Annotated in this window: 20 protein-coding genes; 11 read left to right on the plus strand and 9 right to left on the minus strand. The window is 67.9% G+C overall.

All coding sequences use genetic code 11. The annotated features are described in order from the left end of the window. Positions 1 to 9 precede the first annotated feature (9 nt). From AC1MED_RS16140 to AC1MED_RS16170, 7 genes are all read left to right on the plus strand, one after another. Positions 10 to 249, plus strand: coding sequence for an acetyl-CoA carboxylase (locus tag AC1MED_RS16140; RefSeq protein ID WP_346957941.1), 240 nt, complete (start codon positions 10 to 12; stop codon positions 247 to 249). Further along, positions 249 to 1,604, plus strand: a complete 1,356-nt coding sequence (locus AC1MED_RS16145) for an acetyl-CoA carboxylase biotin carboxylase subunit (protein WP_479784309.1) — start codon at positions 249 to 251, stop codon at positions 1,602 to 1,604. Before AC1MED_RS16140 ends, AC1MED_RS16145 begins: the two co-directional genes overlap by 1 nt. Further along, entirely contained in the window at positions 1,601 to 2,506 is a 906-nt protein-coding gene (locus tag AC1MED_RS16150; protein ID WP_479784311.1) for a 5-oxoprolinase subunit B family protein, read from the plus strand. Before AC1MED_RS16145 ends, AC1MED_RS16150 begins: the two co-directional genes overlap by 4 nt. Further along, positions 2,496 to 3,482, plus strand: a complete 987-nt coding sequence (locus tag AC1MED_RS16155) for a 5-oxoprolinase subunit C family protein (protein WP_479784312.1) — start codon at positions 2,496 to 2,498, stop codon at positions 3,480 to 3,482. Before AC1MED_RS16150 ends, AC1MED_RS16155 begins: the two co-directional genes overlap by 11 nt. A gap of 113 nt (positions 3,483 to 3,595) precedes the next feature. Next, positions 3,596 to 4,102, plus strand: a complete 507-nt coding sequence (locus tag AC1MED_RS16160; protein ID WP_479784314.1) for a MarR family winged helix-turn-helix transcriptional regulator — start codon at positions 3,596 to 3,598, stop codon at positions 4,100 to 4,102. 79 nt (positions 4,103 to 4,181) lie between these two features. Beyond that, positions 4,182 to 4,577: a hypothetical protein gene (locus AC1MED_RS16165; protein ID WP_479784316.1), complete on the plus strand. Its 396-nt coding sequence runs from the start codon at positions 4,182 to 4,184 to the stop codon at positions 4,575 to 4,577. Continuing rightward, positions 4,574 to 5,503 carry a serine/threonine-protein kinase gene (locus AC1MED_RS16170; protein WP_479784317.1) on the plus strand — a complete coding sequence of 310 codons (930 nt, stop codon included), beginning with the start codon at positions 4,574 to 4,576 and terminating at the stop codon, positions 5,501 to 5,503. Before AC1MED_RS16165 ends, AC1MED_RS16170 begins: the two co-directional genes overlap by 4 nt. Here AC1MED_RS16170 and AC1MED_RS16175 read toward each other — a convergent pair. From AC1MED_RS16175 to AC1MED_RS16215, 9 genes are all read right to left on the minus strand, one after another. Next, the gene (locus tag AC1MED_RS16175) at positions 5,493 to 5,822 is read right to left on the minus strand and encodes a hypothetical protein (RefSeq protein ID WP_479784318.1); all 330 of its coding nucleotides are present in this window, start codon (positions 5,820 to 5,822) and stop codon (positions 5,493 to 5,495) included. The genes AC1MED_RS16170 and AC1MED_RS16175 overlap by 11 nt on opposite strands. After that, positions 5,819 to 6,445 carry an Asp23/Gls24 family envelope stress response protein gene (locus tag AC1MED_RS16180; RefSeq protein WP_479784320.1) on the minus strand — a complete coding sequence of 209 codons (627 nt, stop codon included), beginning with the start codon at positions 6,443 to 6,445 and terminating at the stop codon, positions 5,819 to 5,821. The genes AC1MED_RS16175 and AC1MED_RS16180 overlap by 4 nt, the downstream gene beginning before the upstream one ends. Further along, on the minus strand, positions 6,442 to 7,035 hold the full coding sequence (locus tag AC1MED_RS16185; protein ID WP_479784321.1) for an RNA polymerase sigma factor: 594 nt from the start codon (positions 7,033 to 7,035) through the stop codon (positions 6,442 to 6,444). The genes AC1MED_RS16180 and AC1MED_RS16185 overlap by 4 nt, the downstream gene beginning before the upstream one ends. Positions 7,036 to 7,131: 96 nt before the next feature. After that, positions 7,132 to 7,362, minus strand: a complete 231-nt coding sequence (locus AC1MED_RS16190; protein ID WP_479784323.1) for a CsbD family protein — start codon at positions 7,360 to 7,362, stop codon at positions 7,132 to 7,134. 80 nt (positions 7,363 to 7,442) lie between these two features. Continuing rightward, positions 7,443 to 8,048 (minus strand): hypothetical protein, encoded by a 606-nt coding sequence (locus tag AC1MED_RS16195; RefSeq protein WP_479784324.1) that lies wholly within the window; start codon positions 8,046 to 8,048, stop codon positions 7,443 to 7,445. Beyond that, the gene (locus tag AC1MED_RS16200; protein ID WP_479784326.1) at positions 8,045 to 8,626 is read right to left on the minus strand and encodes a hypothetical protein; all 582 of its coding nucleotides are present in this window, start codon (positions 8,624 to 8,626) and stop codon (positions 8,045 to 8,047) included. The genes AC1MED_RS16195 and AC1MED_RS16200 overlap by 4 nt, the downstream gene beginning before the upstream one ends. Further along, a complete protein-coding gene (locus tag AC1MED_RS16205) occupies positions 8,623 to 9,021 on the minus strand; it encodes a hypothetical protein (protein ID WP_479784328.1) in 399 nt (132 codons plus the stop codon). Before AC1MED_RS16205 ends, AC1MED_RS16200 begins: the two co-directional genes overlap by 4 nt. Then, on the minus strand, positions 9,018 to 9,209 hold the full coding sequence (locus AC1MED_RS16210) for a DUF2273 domain-containing protein (protein WP_479784330.1): 192 nt from the start codon (positions 9,207 to 9,209) through the stop codon (positions 9,018 to 9,020). Before AC1MED_RS16210 ends, AC1MED_RS16205 begins: the two co-directional genes overlap by 4 nt. Then, the gene (locus tag AC1MED_RS16215) at positions 9,206 to 9,697 is read right to left on the minus strand and encodes an Asp23/Gls24 family envelope stress response protein (protein ID WP_479784332.1); all 492 of its coding nucleotides are present in this window, start codon (positions 9,695 to 9,697) and stop codon (positions 9,206 to 9,208) included. The genes AC1MED_RS16210 and AC1MED_RS16215 overlap by 4 nt, the downstream gene beginning before the upstream one ends. 248 nt (positions 9,698 to 9,945) lie before the next feature. Here AC1MED_RS16215 and AC1MED_RS16220 point away from each other — a divergent pair, with 248 nt between their 5' ends. The 4 genes from AC1MED_RS16220 (at position 9,946) to AC1MED_RS16235 (ending at position 13,633) form a co-directional block, all read left to right on the plus strand. Then, positions 9,946 to 10,605, plus strand: a complete 660-nt coding sequence (locus tag AC1MED_RS16220) for a Type 1 glutamine amidotransferase-like domain-containing protein (protein WP_479784333.1) — start codon at positions 9,946 to 9,948, stop codon at positions 10,603 to 10,605. Positions 10,606 to 10,716: 111 nt separating this feature from the next. Beyond that, on the plus strand, positions 10,717 to 11,745 hold the full coding sequence (locus AC1MED_RS16225; RefSeq protein ID WP_479784335.1) for a DUF6454 family protein: 1,029 nt from the start codon (positions 10,717 to 10,719) through the stop codon (positions 11,743 to 11,745). 149 nt (positions 11,746 to 11,894) lie between these two features. Continuing rightward, a complete protein-coding gene (locus AC1MED_RS16230; protein WP_479784337.1) occupies positions 11,895 to 12,239 on the plus strand; it encodes a cupin domain-containing protein in 345 nt (114 codons plus the stop codon). A 197-nt stretch (positions 12,240 to 12,436) separates the two neighbouring features. Further along, complete coding sequence (locus tag AC1MED_RS16235) at positions 12,437 to 13,633, plus strand: NAD(P)/FAD-dependent oxidoreductase (protein WP_479784339.1); 1,197 nt, start codon at positions 12,437 to 12,439, stop codon at positions 13,631 to 13,633. The last annotated feature ends 63 nt before the right edge of the window (positions 13,634 to 13,696 follow it).

Raw genomic sequence — 13,696 nt, forward strand, 5'->3', positions numbered from 1 at the left:
GAGCACCCCATGGCAAACATTGTTTCCCCCCTCCCCGGAGTCTTTTACCGCAAGCCCGGCCCGGGCAAGCCGCCTTTCGCCAACGAGGGCGACACCATCGAAGTCGGCCAGACCGTCGGCATCATCGAAATCATGAAGCAGTTCACCGAAATCCAGTCCGATGTGGCCGGAACCCTCGAATCCTTCCAGGTCAACGAGGGCGACATGGTCAATCCGGGCGACACCATTATCGTCATCCGAGAAGGCTAATGATGAAGAAGCTGCTCATCGCGAACCGCGGTGAAATCGCCGTGCGGATCGCCCGTACAGCCCGCGAAATGGGCATCGAGACGCTCCTGGTGGTCAGTGAGCCCGACGCCGATTCCCTGGCCGCGCGCACGGCGGACAACTTTGTTGTGGTGGGGCCGGCCCCCGCCCCCGCCAGCTACCTGAACCAGGACGCCGTGATCGCCGCGGCCGTGGACAACGGCTGCGACGCCGTCCACCCCGGCTACGGATTCCTCTCCGAGAACGCCGAGTTTGCGCGGAAGGTCGCAGCAGCGGGCCTCACCTGGGTGGGGCCCGACGCCGGCGCGATCGAGATGATGGGCAACAAGTCCCTGGCCCGCGAATCTGCCCGCAAGGCAGGAGTCCCGATCCTCCGCGGCTCCGACGGGCCGCTCGACCCCGACGCCGACGCCGTGGAAGAGGCCCGCGGCATCGGTTACCCGCTCGTGGTCAAGGCCTCCGCCGGCGGCGGGGGCCGCGGCATCCGTTTTGTGCACAACGAAGGCGAACTGCTGGAGACCATCGAGATGGCCCGCGGCGAAGCGGCATCGGTCTTTGGAGATCCGACCGTCTACCTGGAGCGCTTCGTGAAGCACGCCCGGCATGTGGAGGTACAGGTCCTTGGCGACGGTACCAACTTCATCCATCTCGGAGACCGCGACTGCTCCATGCAGCGGCGCTCCCAGAAAGTCATTGAGGAAGCCCCGGCCCCGGACCTTCCCGACGCCGTCCGCCGGACCATCCGCGAATCCTCGGTGGAACTCGCCCGGGAGTGCGGCTACAGCGGCGCCGGAACGGTCGAGTTCCTCTACGACCCGGCGGGCCACGAGGCCGCGTTTATCGAAATGAACACCCGGATCCAGGTGGAGCATCCCATCACCGAGGAAATCACCGGCGTCGACCTGGTCCGTGAACAGCTGCTCATCGCCTCCACCGGCGCCATGTCGGTCCGGCAGGAGGACATCAAATTCAGCGGCCACGCCATCGAGTGCCGCATCAACGCCGAGGACCCGCACAACAACTTCTTCCCCAGCCCGGGCCTGATCACGGCCCTGGAATGGCCTGCAGGCGACGGGATCCGCATCGACGCCGGCGTGGAGGCAGGGTCCACGGTCAGCCCGTACTACGATTCCATGCTCGCGAAGCTCATTGTCCACAAGGACACCCGCGAAGCCGCCATCGAAGGGGCGCTGGAGGCCCTGTACGGGACCCGGATCGAAGGGGTCAAGACAACCATTCCGGTGCTCAAGAAGCTCCTGGACCGGCTCGAATTCGCCGCCGTCAAGCACCACTCAAAGTTCATAGAAACCGTCGACAATCTGATGGAGGCACCATGAGCAGCCCCGCACCCGCCGAGCTGGAGGCCCGCTACACCTGGGGCGGAGACGAGTTCCTGTTCGTCGAGGTCTCCGAGTCCATGAGCCTGGCCGCCAATTTCAGGGTCATGTCGATCGCCGAGAAGCTTGCAGAGCTGGAGCTGCCCGGCATCGTGGATGTCTGCCCTGCCAACGCCTCGCTGCTGGTGAGGTTCGATCCCGACGTCCTGCCGCCGTCGACCCTTGAAGAGACCGTCCAGGCCATTGAAGGAGACCTGGCGCACCACCAGCAGCAGGCCCTCGAAACCCGGATCATCGAGGTGCCAGTCTGGTACGACGATCCCTTCACGGCCGAAGTGGCAGAGCGCTTCCGCGAAGGATTCCACCAGGAGCCGGGCGGCAGCGACATTGACTACGCCGCCAGAGTCAACAACCTCAAGGACGCCGCGGAGTTCATCAAACGGCACCACGAGCAGCCCTGGCTTGTGTCCATGGTCGGCTTCGTCGCCGGCCTGCCGTTCCTCTTCCAGCTGGTTGAGCGCGAGAAGCAGCTGGAAGTCCCCAAATACCTGAGCCCCCGAACGGATACTCCCGCCCTGACCGTGGGCCACGGCGGCTGCTTCGGCTGCATCTACTCGGTGCGGGGCGCGGGCGGGTACCAGATGTTCGGCGTCGCTGCCGCTCCGATCTTCGATCCGGCGCAGGCCCTGGCCGATTTCAAGGACTTTATGGTGTTCTTCCGGCCGGGCGACATTGTGAAGTTCAAGCCCGTGACCGAGGCCGAGTACAACAGCATCCAGGCCGAGATCGCGGCGGGGACGTTCCGCTACCGGCAGGCGCCCGTGACGTTCGATCTGTCCAAAGCGCTGGCGAATCCCGAAGGCTACAACAAGGAACTCATGGAGGCCCTCAATGGCATTTGATATCAAGAGCCCCGGGCTTGCCACCACGGTCCAGGACCAAGGACGCACCGGCCACTACAACGTCGGCATCCCGCAGAGCGGTTCACTGGACCAGTACTCCGCCGAACTGGGCAATGCGCTGGTGGGCAACACCGCCAAGGAAGCGGTCCTGGAATGCACCTACCTGGGCCCGGCGCTCACCACCGACCAGGATGTTGTTCTTGCCGTCACCGGGGCACCGGTCGAGGTTAAGGTCAACGGCGAACCCCGGCCGCAGTGGACCCGGCTGCAGCTGAAGGCCGGCGACGAACTCAGCTTCGGCGTCATCCAGGGCGGCACCCGGTATTACATCGCGGTCCAGGGCGGCATCGACGTCCCCGAGGTGCTCGGTAGCCGCTCCACCTACAGCCTGGGCGCAATCGGCGGATTCCACGGCCGCAAGCTGGAGGCCGGCGACCGGATACCCGTCGGCAGCCCGCTCAACAACGGAGCCGTGCCCGACGCCGATACCGTTCCGGAAGAGTTCCGGCCCGCCTTCGGCAAGGAGCAGACCGTCCGGATTGTGCTGGGGCTCTACGACCACCGCCTCACCGACGAGGGACTGGACAACCTACTGAACGGCGAGTGGAAGGTGACTCCGGTGGCCGACCGGATGGGGCTGCGGTACTCCGGTCCCGGCGTTAAGTGGAAGGAACGGGAACAGCCGTTCGGGGCCGGTTCCGACCCGTCCAACATCGTGGATGCCGGCTACGCCGTCGGGTCCATCCAGATTCCGGGCGGCACCCAGCCGATCATCCTGCACCGTGATGCCGTTTCCGGCGGCGGCTACGCCATGGTGGGAACAGTCATCAGCGCCGACATGGATTTGGTGGCCCGCGCCGCGCCCGGCACGTCCACCAGGTTTGTCGCCGTCAGCATGGACGAAGCCTTGGACGCGCGCAAGGAACTCGCTGAACGCAAGAACAACGCGCGTGCCGCCTTGGGCCTTAGCGGTTGATGCCTGGCACAGCATAAAACCCTCACAGGAGCATCGTCGCCCAATCGTATGGAATTCTGCGCTAGTATCTGTTGGTTAGAAAACCTTACAACTAGGCTATCGAAGGAATTCGCGTGACTCCCCTTGGTGAAAGCGAAGGCTATTGGTACCCGCCCAAGCGAAACGAGCAGCCCTCCGCTGTGGACGTCTTGAACGCACTGCGGGAGTACCGGGCGTCGGAGACCGCCATGAGGCGGCGCACCCGCACGTCCATGGCGATGGGGGAAACAGACCTCCTAGCGCTCCGCTACCTGCTTGAGGCGGAGACCGCCGGCCAGGAAGTCCGGCCTAAAGAACTCGCCGCTCGACTGGGCATGACCTCCGCCTCCATGACCGCCCTGGTGGACCGCATGGCCTCCAGCGGCTACATCACGCGCGAGCCGCACCCTTCCGACCGCCGCGCCATCATCCTGCGGCCCACCCGCGGGGCCGACGAGGAAGTCCGTCATACCCTGGGCAATATGCACGGACGGATGATCGAGATTGCCGAATCCCTCACCCCCGAAGAGACGACGGCGGTCCTGCAGTTCCTGGTGCGGATGCGCGAAGCCGTGGACGCCATCGACGTCGCCGGCGGCTAATTCCGGACGGAACTGGACAACCACTAAATACTAGTTAGACTAGCTACATTGTGATCTAGTTACTAGAATGGTGGATTTGATGACGGCCGTAGTTGATCGTAAGACATCGGGGCACATTCTGCCCGCCGGCCCGGAAGCCCCCGCCCCTGCACCCCGGACTCCCGTCCACTGCGGCACGGCCATGAACATGGCGGCGGCAGAGGAGTTGTCCTTGCCGTGGGCGCAGCTGCAGTCAGGCTTCGCGGAGTGGACCTGCCGGTGCGGTTACCGCCTCGACGCCGATGTTGCCGCCGATCCGCTGGCCGCCGTACTTCTGGCCTCGGCTCGGGTCGAGAGCCTCCAATGGGAGCTGGACGCGGCCCAGGAGCACTTCGAGACCGCGCTCAAGACAGCGTCGGACCTCGGGGCAGAGCACGCGGCCCTGGGCCTGGCAGCCGGGCTGACCCCGGCTGAACTGCAAGATCTCCTCCGGTGACACTCACCGCCATCATTACCCGACGGCCTGCCGTGGCCCGGGCCAGCCCCGCTCGTGCGGCCGGCTTCGCCGCCCACCCAGCCGGCCGGGACACCCTCTACGAAACCGTCCGGGAGGACCGTCTGTTGGGCCGGCGCTACCGGCTGGGCGCCTTGGTGGGCAGGGGGTCCGAAGCCAATGTCTACCAGGCAACCGACACCACCCACGGCACCGAGGTGGCCATCAAGATTTTCCGGACCGAATCCGGCGACGCAGCGTCGCCGTTCAGCCGGGAGCAGGCCCTCCACACGCCGCTGCACCACCGGAACATTGTCCGGATCAAGGACCATGGCAGGGTGCCGGCAGACGGAGGCCCCGGCTCCGGCCGTGACTACCTGGTTGCCGAGCTGGTGCGCGGAGCCGACCTGCGGTCCGTCCTGCAGGATGGGCACCTGGGGACGCCCCACGTGGCAGCCTGGATGAGCGACGTCGCGGGCGCGCTGGCCCACGTCCACCGCAAGGGAGTGGTCCACAACGACGTCAAGCCGGCCAACATCCTGGTGGACAGTTCCGCCGGCACAGACCCCACCGGGCGGGCAAAACTGACGGATTTCGGTATTGCCACCAGCTCGAGGCACCGGCCGAACCATGCCGGCTCCGGCACGCCGCACTACCTGAGTCCTGAGGCGGTGCATGGAACGACCACCACCAGCGCCAGCGACATTTATGCCCTGGGGCTGGTCACTTTCGAGTGCCTCACCGGCATCAAGGCCTTCCCCGGGCCCGCACTGGAGTCCATGGTGGCCCGCACCCTCCGCGCGCCCCGGCTGCCGGACACGGTCCGCCGCCGCTGGTCCATGCTGCTGCACTCCATGACCGACGCGGACCCCGCCAACCGGCCTACCGCTGCTGAAGCCCACCGGGCGCTGAAAAGAATCAGCCGTTAGAACCCAGCCGGGCCACGACGACCTCCACGGCGCACGGGCGTCCACCGGCGTGCTGCCGGATGGCGCCGGCCACGGCCCTGGCAACGTCCGGCCCGGGGTGGGTTGCGTCCACGCCGATCCGCGCTTTAGCCGTGATGCCGTCCCCGGAGACGGCGACGGCGACCGGGGGCACCGGCTCCGCCGTCACCGCGGTGAACGCGGCCCCGGCGATTGTCTGCCACAGCGGCTGGGCGGGGAAGACGGCCGTCACCCCGTTGACCGCAAGGATGACCTGGTGCAGTTCGGCCGCCAGCGCCCCGGTAACCATAGGCTCGGTCATGGCGTCTCCTCTGGAGTCGGTGCGTCCGCGGCCGCCGCGGGACGGGATGCGGCGGGGCGCGGTTCCAGCACATCGGTGATTGTGACATCGATCGCGGTGATATTCAGTTCCGTGTGCCGGGCGAGTGCCTCGGCCAGTTGCCAGCGCAGCGCGGCGGCTCTGTCCTCCAACGGATGGCCGTAGATGACAGCCAGTTCGACGGCGACGGTGACCGGCGCGCCGGGCTCGGTGACGTCCCCGAGCAGGCGGCACTTGCCGGCGGCCGTTCCGGGCATGGCGTCGGCAATGGAGCGGATGAGCGCGGAGATGGAGCCTTCGGTCTGCGCGAGGATGTCTGCGGGGTTGTCGGCGCGGACCGGAATGCTCCTGCCGGGCCGGAGCTCCAGGCGCAGGTTGCCCAGGACGGCCTGCATCCAGTCGTCGGTTCCGCTGCCGGCCTCGGTGATGTCGGCGTCGAGCAGGTCATGCCCCAGGGCGGAGAGCCGGCGCAGTGAGGCCAGGCCAGCCTGGCATTCCGGGCATTGCGCGAGATGCTCGGGGTCGCCGATCAGTCCTGTGTCCAGGTAGTCGCTCAGCTCCGCAAGGCTGTGCCCGCAGTCGAGGGTGTTGCCGGGTGTGCTCATCGCCATGCCTCCATTTCGCGCGCCAGGGTGATCCGCGCCCGGGCCAGCCGGCCGCGGACGCTTGCGGTGCTGATGTTCAGGGTTCGCGCAATGTCCTCATAGCTTTGGTCGTTGAATTCCTTCAGCACCCAGCACCGCCGCTGTTCCTCCGGGAGGGCGGCCAACGCTGCTTTTAGCGCCTCGACGCGGGATCCGCTGACGGCGGCCGACTCGGGATCTGCTTTCACCCGCGGGCCCGGGCCGGATTCGGGCTCAACGGCGTTTTCTACCGCGCTGAGATCCGCGTGGAGGCGGCGTTTGCGGAGGTGGTCAATGCTGCGGCTCCCGGTGATCCGCAGCAACCAGCCCTTGACCGCAGCCGGATCGCGGAGGGTGTCCAACTGCCGCCAGGCCTGCATCAGGGATTCCTGCACGACGTCGTCGGCGTCGGCGAAGGACCCGGTGAGCCGGCGGGCGCTGGCCCGCATCAGCGGGCCGTGGCGCCTGGCGAGGGCTTCAAACGCGGCCGTGTCGCCGTCGGCGGCCCGTCCGGCCAGCAGCGCGTCCGGAACGAGGTCCAGGTGATGCGGTGCCGGGGGTGAACCAGTCACGTATCTGTCGCTTTCATCGCGGGCGTTCAGGGGGTAGGGCCGGGCTCGCGGCCGCGCCGGTCCCACCCGGGGGCGGGACCGGCGCTGCGCGCGGACCTAGTCCTTGCTGAAGCCTTCCTTGAGCTTCCGGGCGGCGTCCTTGAGGTTTTCGCCGACGCCGGCAGCGGCGTCCTTGACCTTCTCCCCGGCCTCTTGCAATTTGGCCTGGGCCTGGTCGTGCTGGCCTTCGCGCTCCAGCTCTTCGTTGCCGGTCATTTTGCCGGCGCCTTCCTTGGCCGCACCGAGGTGGTTGATGACGGTGTTGTTGACCTTGTCGTCGATTCCCATGATGGTGATTCCTTTCCTGTGGTTACTGCGGTGGTGTGTACGGGTGGGTGCCTGCTCGTCTGTGAACAGCGGAAAGGCGGCTACCGGGCACGGTCGGGTCCTGCCAGCTTCGACCTGGCTCCGCTGGTGATTCGGACCAGGACCGGAACCGGATGACCCAGCCAGGCGTCGAGGCCGCGGGTGAGCTCCTCGGCGGTATCGGCAAGCTCGCGGGGGGATGCTCCCTTCCGTGCCTGCAGCCGCAGACGCAGGGCGGTGCCGCGCCGGCTTTCCCAGGCCGAGACGGTTGCCCCGAGCACAAGGCTGTTGCCTTCCAAGGCGTCGCTGACGGCTGCTGCCACCAGCCCGGCGTCGACCGTCGTGACGCCGCGGTCCCCGTCGGTCTCCCGGGCCAGCCGGGGTGTCCGCCCGCCGCCCTGGGATACCAGCCACGCGATGCAGAGCCCCGTGGCCAGGAGGAGGCCGGCGACGCCAGCCACGGCCCACCAGCTGCGGGCCGGACCGGGCAGTGCTGCCGTGGCGAGGGCGGCCCGGGCGTGGTCCATGAGCGACGAGCCGGCGGCGGCCCAACCCGCGGCGGCGCCCGGCGTCCACCCGGCAGCAGCGGTTGCCGCCCCAGCCGCTAGCAGCACCAGCCCGACCAGGGCCAGCAGGATTCGGTTGAGTGCCCTGTTGGTGTTGCTCACTGTCCCAGCGCTCCTTCATTCATGACGCGGACCGCGGGTGAGGCGCGACGGTCCAGTCGGTAGGCGAGCAGTTCACCGTCGACGGCGGCGTGGACCGCCTCCCGGTCCACCGGGACGCCGGACGTCGGGCGGACCCGGACCTGGACGGCCCGCCCGGACACCGTGGTGGTCACCTGCCCGGGCGTGAGGCCCGCGACGAGCCGCGCCCGCCGCGAAACCGCGGCGGCAATGACTTCGTCGTCGACCACGACGGCGAGGCGGTCACTGTGCAGGGCGCGCCGGGGCCGGCGGCCGCCGGCCAGTGCGGCGCCGAGCAGCAGGAGCCCCAGAACCGCCAGGCCGGCGCCGGCGGCAACCAGCCCGGCCGGGACGGTGGTGGCCGGCAGGCCCGTCAACCAGCGCCCCAGCTGGCCGGGGCCGGCCAACAGCGGGTTTTCCCCCAGCAGCGCCAGCACGGTTTCGAGTGCCAGCCAGAGGAAGACGGCGGCCAGGACGGCGGCTGTCAGGATGGACGCCGCGGCCCGGGACGGATGGGTTTCCCGGCGGACGAGGCGCCGGATCTCTCGCTCCTGGTTCACGCGGTCCTCCTTTCCCGGGGTTGGTTCCGTGGTGGTGCGGCCGGCTGCCGGCCCGGCGCGTCGACCCGGCTGGCGGCAGCGGACTGCCTGGCTCCGCTGAGCCTGATGTCGACCCGGCCGAGCGTCATCCCGGTGAGCTCCTGCCCGCGGGCAAGGATGGCTGTCCGCGCGGCCCGTGACCGGTCGAAGAGGCTGCCGGGTGCGGACTCGCTGCGCTGACCCAGCAGGGGCGGGAGCGCGAGGCGGACGGTGACCGCGGCGCCCAGCCGGCCGGCGTCGTCCTCCAACTCGGCGGCGACGTCCCGCCGCGGCACACCAAAGGCCTGGGCCGTGACGGTTTCGATGGTGTGCCGCAGTGCCGTCCGGGTGATCCGGGTGTGGCCGGCGGGCGTCATGAGGAGGAGCGCTTGCCGCGCAGGGCGTCCATGACTCCGCCGAGGTCCAGCCGGCCTTCGGCACTGCGGCCCAGCACGGCCCCGACTGCCATGAACAGCGCGGTCAGCAGGAAGCCCCAGAAACCGAAGGCCAGGGCCACGGCGGCCAGTACCGCGCCGGCGGCCATGCCGGCCACTGTGGGGCTCACGCGACCCTCGGCTCACGGTCGGCATCCTCGTCCTGCATGTCATCCGAGGCGACGTGAATGTCGGTGATGGTGATGTTGACCTCCGTCACCTCCATGCCCACAAGGTCCTCGACGGCGGTGTAGACAGCGTCGCGGGCGTTGTCCGCCACCTGCTGCAGCGGGTGCGGGTACTCGACCACGAGGGTCACGTCCACCGCCACCTGCGTCTGCCCGACTTCAACGCTGACGCCCTGGGTAAGGTCCTTCTGGCCGACCTTTTCCCTCAGGGTGCCCAGCGCCCGGGCCGCTCCGCCGCCGAGGGCGTAGACGCCCTCGATTTCCTGGATGGCGATGCCAGCGATCTTGGCCACGACGCCGTCGGCGACCGTGGTGGCGCCGCGGCTGTCGCTGCCGGCGGGCAGGGCGGCTGTCTGGGCTGCCGTTTTGGCCACGGCGGACGGGGCAGTCTTGGCCGGGACGGCTGCGGGGGTGTGCGTCTGGGTGGTCATGGCTATCACTCCTGATCGTTTGGGGAAGGCGCACCGAGGCGCCGTCATAAGTAAGACGGGGCCCAAGCGGAAATCCTCACGGTCGGATTTGGGTGAACTGCATCACACTGGTCATCGAACGGTGCGGGAAACTCGCGGCGCCCGCATCTGGCCCCCGCCTCGCCCCGCTGGCAAACTGGGCCGATGACCGCATCTCTTCGGAAGTCCGGCAGGCCCGGCATCCACAATCGCGACCACAGGGGGCACGCGTGAAGCTCTTACTTACGTCCGGCGGCGTGACGAACCCGAGCATCCACTCGGCGCTCGTACAGCTTCTCGGCAAGCCGATCGACCAGAGCCACGCCCTGGTGGTCCCGACAGCGCAGTGGGGTCACCCGATGTGCGGACCGGCATCCGTCCGGGGCCTCCTGGCCGCCGGGCCTGGCTCGCGACATTTGGCCGGCCTGGGTTGGGCGTCGCTCGGCGTCCTCGAGCTCACGGCGCTTCCCACCATCGGGGCGGAGCGCTGGGTCCCCTGGCTCCGGGAGGCCGACGTGCTCCTGGTCGACGGCGGTGACGCGACGTACCTCTGCCATTGGATGCGGGAGTCCGGGCTGGCCGACCTATTGCCGTCGCTGACTGACACGGTGTGGGTGGGGGTGAGCGCCGGAAGCATGGTGATGACGCCCCGGATCGGGCAGTCCTTCGTAGCGTGGCCGGCCGCGCAAGACGATCGCACCCTGGGGGCGGTAGACTTTTCGATCTTCCCGCATCTGGACGCTTTCCCGACCAACACCCTGGCGCAGGCAGAGCGGTGGGCCGCCGACCTCGGAGTCCCGTCCTATGCGATCGACGAACAGACAGCTATCAAGGTCGTCGACGGCTCCGTCGAGGTGGTTTCGGAAGGTCAATGGAGGAAATTCGGGTAGGCAGGAGCCGGTGATGCCTCTTGCCGTTCACCGGCACTCCACGAACGGTTCATTACCGGTCAGTACGGTGGCGGGGTCCTGTTGAGATCCAACTTTTGAGAGGCTCCCCCCATGAGCGCTACTCGCACCCGAGGCATCCTCACGGCCGCCGCCGCCATCGTCCTGGCAGCGTCCGCAATCGGCGGAACGGCCGCCGCCCAGGCCGCCGGCCCCAGCACCCGGCACGGCGGGAGCGACGCCGGCTCCGGCGCCCACCGCGAAACGAACACCGCCCTGGCCGCGGCGTTCGGCGGCGTCGACCGGGCCACGAACTGGCAGCAGACCGGCAAACTGAAGCTGGATTTCCCCACTTACCACACCGAAGGAATCGCCTTCAGCCGGGACCACATCTTCCTCTCAGCCGTCCAGATCATCGAACCGACCACCAAGTTCCCCTCCCCGCAGGACGGTTTCGACCGCACGCCGGGCAAGGGAGTCGGGCACCTGTTCGTTATGGACAAGGCCGGGAAACTGCAGAAGGACATCATCCTGGGCGAGGGCGACATGTACCACCCCGGCGGCATCGACTTCGACGGCACCAACGTCTGGGTCCCGGTTGCCCAGTACCGGCCCGACAGCAGCGCGATCATCTACCGGGTCGACGCGACCACCCTCGACGTGCACAAGCAGTTCGAGGTGAAGGACCACTTTGGCGGCATCGTGATGGACAAGCAGACCGGCCATCTGGTCGGCAACACCTGGGGCTCGCGGCGCTTTGCCGAATGGGACCTGCGCGGCAAGCAGCTCTCCACCTGGCAGAACCCGAACTACTTCATCGATTACCAGGACTGCCAGTACGTGCCCAACTCGAAGATGCTGTGCGGCGGGGTCACCAACCTCCCGCAGACGCCGGCCGCCGGCGGAACCGGCGCCACCTATGAACTCGGCGGTATGGCAATGATCGATCTCAAGTCCCGCAGCGTGATCCGCGACGTCCCCTTCCAGCAGTGGTCCACCGCCGGGCACGTGGCCACCCGCAACCCCTTCAAAATGACCGCCGACGGCGGCCACCTCACCCTGAAGGTGGCCCCCGACAACGGCGAGGAGGGCAATGGCACCGAAATCCTCACCTACGAGGCCACCGTTACCGCAGCGAAGTAGCCCACCGAAGTAGCTCGACTGAGCCACGAAAGCGCCCCCGGCATCCGCCGGGGGCGTTTCTGGCCCCTGCACGGGCATGGTCTTGATGCCGCAGCCGCCTGCGGAGTAAACCGGGCTGAAAGCGGTACAGCGACGGAGAGGAGCGCACGGTGAGCGAAGAACAGGGAAAACAGCAGACCAAAGGTGTGACGGCGGAGCTACTTGCAACGCTCGACCTTGGCGCCGAGATCGAGGGCATGGCGGGGCGCCAGCTCCGGATGCGGATGGTGACCATCGAGCCGGGAGGCGTCTTCGGCCCGCTCCACGACCACCGGGACCGGCCGGGCCTGGTTTACATCCTGCAGGGAACCATCTCCGACCACCGGAACGGGGTCGCTACCGACTACGGTCCGGGTGCAGGCTGGCCCGAGGACCGGGAGACCACCCACTGGCTGGAGAACAGGGGAACCGTTCCGGCGGTGGAAATCTCGGTCGACATCGTGAAGAACGAGTAGGGTGTGCGGAAATACCCCCGGGGGTATATAGTGAGTGACATCACAGTGATTGAAAAGCACGGAGACCCCGGAGTCCGGACGCGCAGGCGAAGATGCTGCCGGCCCCGCCCCGCCGGCCTCCGCGGCCCGCTCAATCCCCCGATATACCCGGCGTCGGCGGCGACGCGACGCCAGGCTCCCAGAGAGGCGTCTTATCCATGAGCATGCACCACGAGATCCTGATCATCGGAGGCGGCAACGCGGGGCTGAGCGTTGCAGCCCGGCTCCGCCGCGCGGGGCGGACCGACATCGGGGTGATCGAGCCGAGCGACCAGCACTACTACCAGCCCTTGTGGACCCTGGTCGGCGGAGGTTCCGCCAGCCAGGCGGAAACGGTCCGGCCGCAGGCCTCCGTCATGCCCCAAGGGGTGGCCTGGATCAAGGACGCCGCGGCCGACATTGACCCGGACCGGCGCAGCGTCGAGCTCGCCTCCGGCGGGACCGTCATGTACGACTATCTGGTGGTCAGCCCCGGCATCCAGCTGGACTGGGACAAGATCCCCGGCATGGCAGAAGCCATGGACTCCCCGACGGCATCCAGCAACTACCGGTTCGACCTGGCGCCGAAGACCTGGGACCTGATCCGGAACCTGAAGTCCGGGACGGCCATCTTCACCCAGCCCTCGGGGCCCATCAAGTGTGCCGGAGCTCCGCAGAAGGTCGCGTACCTGGCAGCCGACTACTGGCAGAAGCAGGGCATCCTGGACAAGATCCGGGTGGTGATGGTCCTGCCCACGCCCGGCATGTTCGGGGTCAAGGTGTTCGCCGACGAGCTTGAGCGGGTGGTGGCCAAGTACGGCATCGAAGTCCGCTTCAACAGCGAGCTGACCTCGGTGGACCCCGCTGCCGGGATGGCAGAGATTACCGACAACGCGGCGGGGACCAAGGAGTCGCTGCACTACGACCTGCTCCACGTGGTGCCGCCGCAGTCGGCACCGGACTGGCTCAAGCGCACCCCGCTGGCCGATCCGGCCAACCCCGCAGGCTACGTGGACGTGGACAAACACACCATGCAGCACAAGCGGTACCCGGAAATTTTCGCCCTGGGCGACGCCGGGTCCACGCCGAACTCGAAGACCGGAGCGGCGATCCGCAAGCAGGCCCCGGTGCTGGTGAAGAACCTGCTGGCCGCCCTCGAAGGCGCAGTGCCGGCGGCCCAGTACGGAGGCTACGCCTCCTGCCCGCTGACGACGGCGCGGGGGAAGATGCTGCTGGCGGAGTTCGATTACAGCCTCCAGCCCGCACCCAGCATCCCGTTCATCGACACCACCAAGGAACGCACCGATATGTGGCTGCTGAAGCGCTACGGGTTGCCGTTTATGTACTGGAACCTGATCCTGAAGGGCCGCGCCTGAGGGCGGGCTGAGTTCAGCAGGCAGCACGACGACGGCGGGAGTCCCCCGCCGTCGTCGTGTTCT

The sequence above is a fragment of the Arthrobacter sp. BI5 genome, from assembly GCF_056680065.1.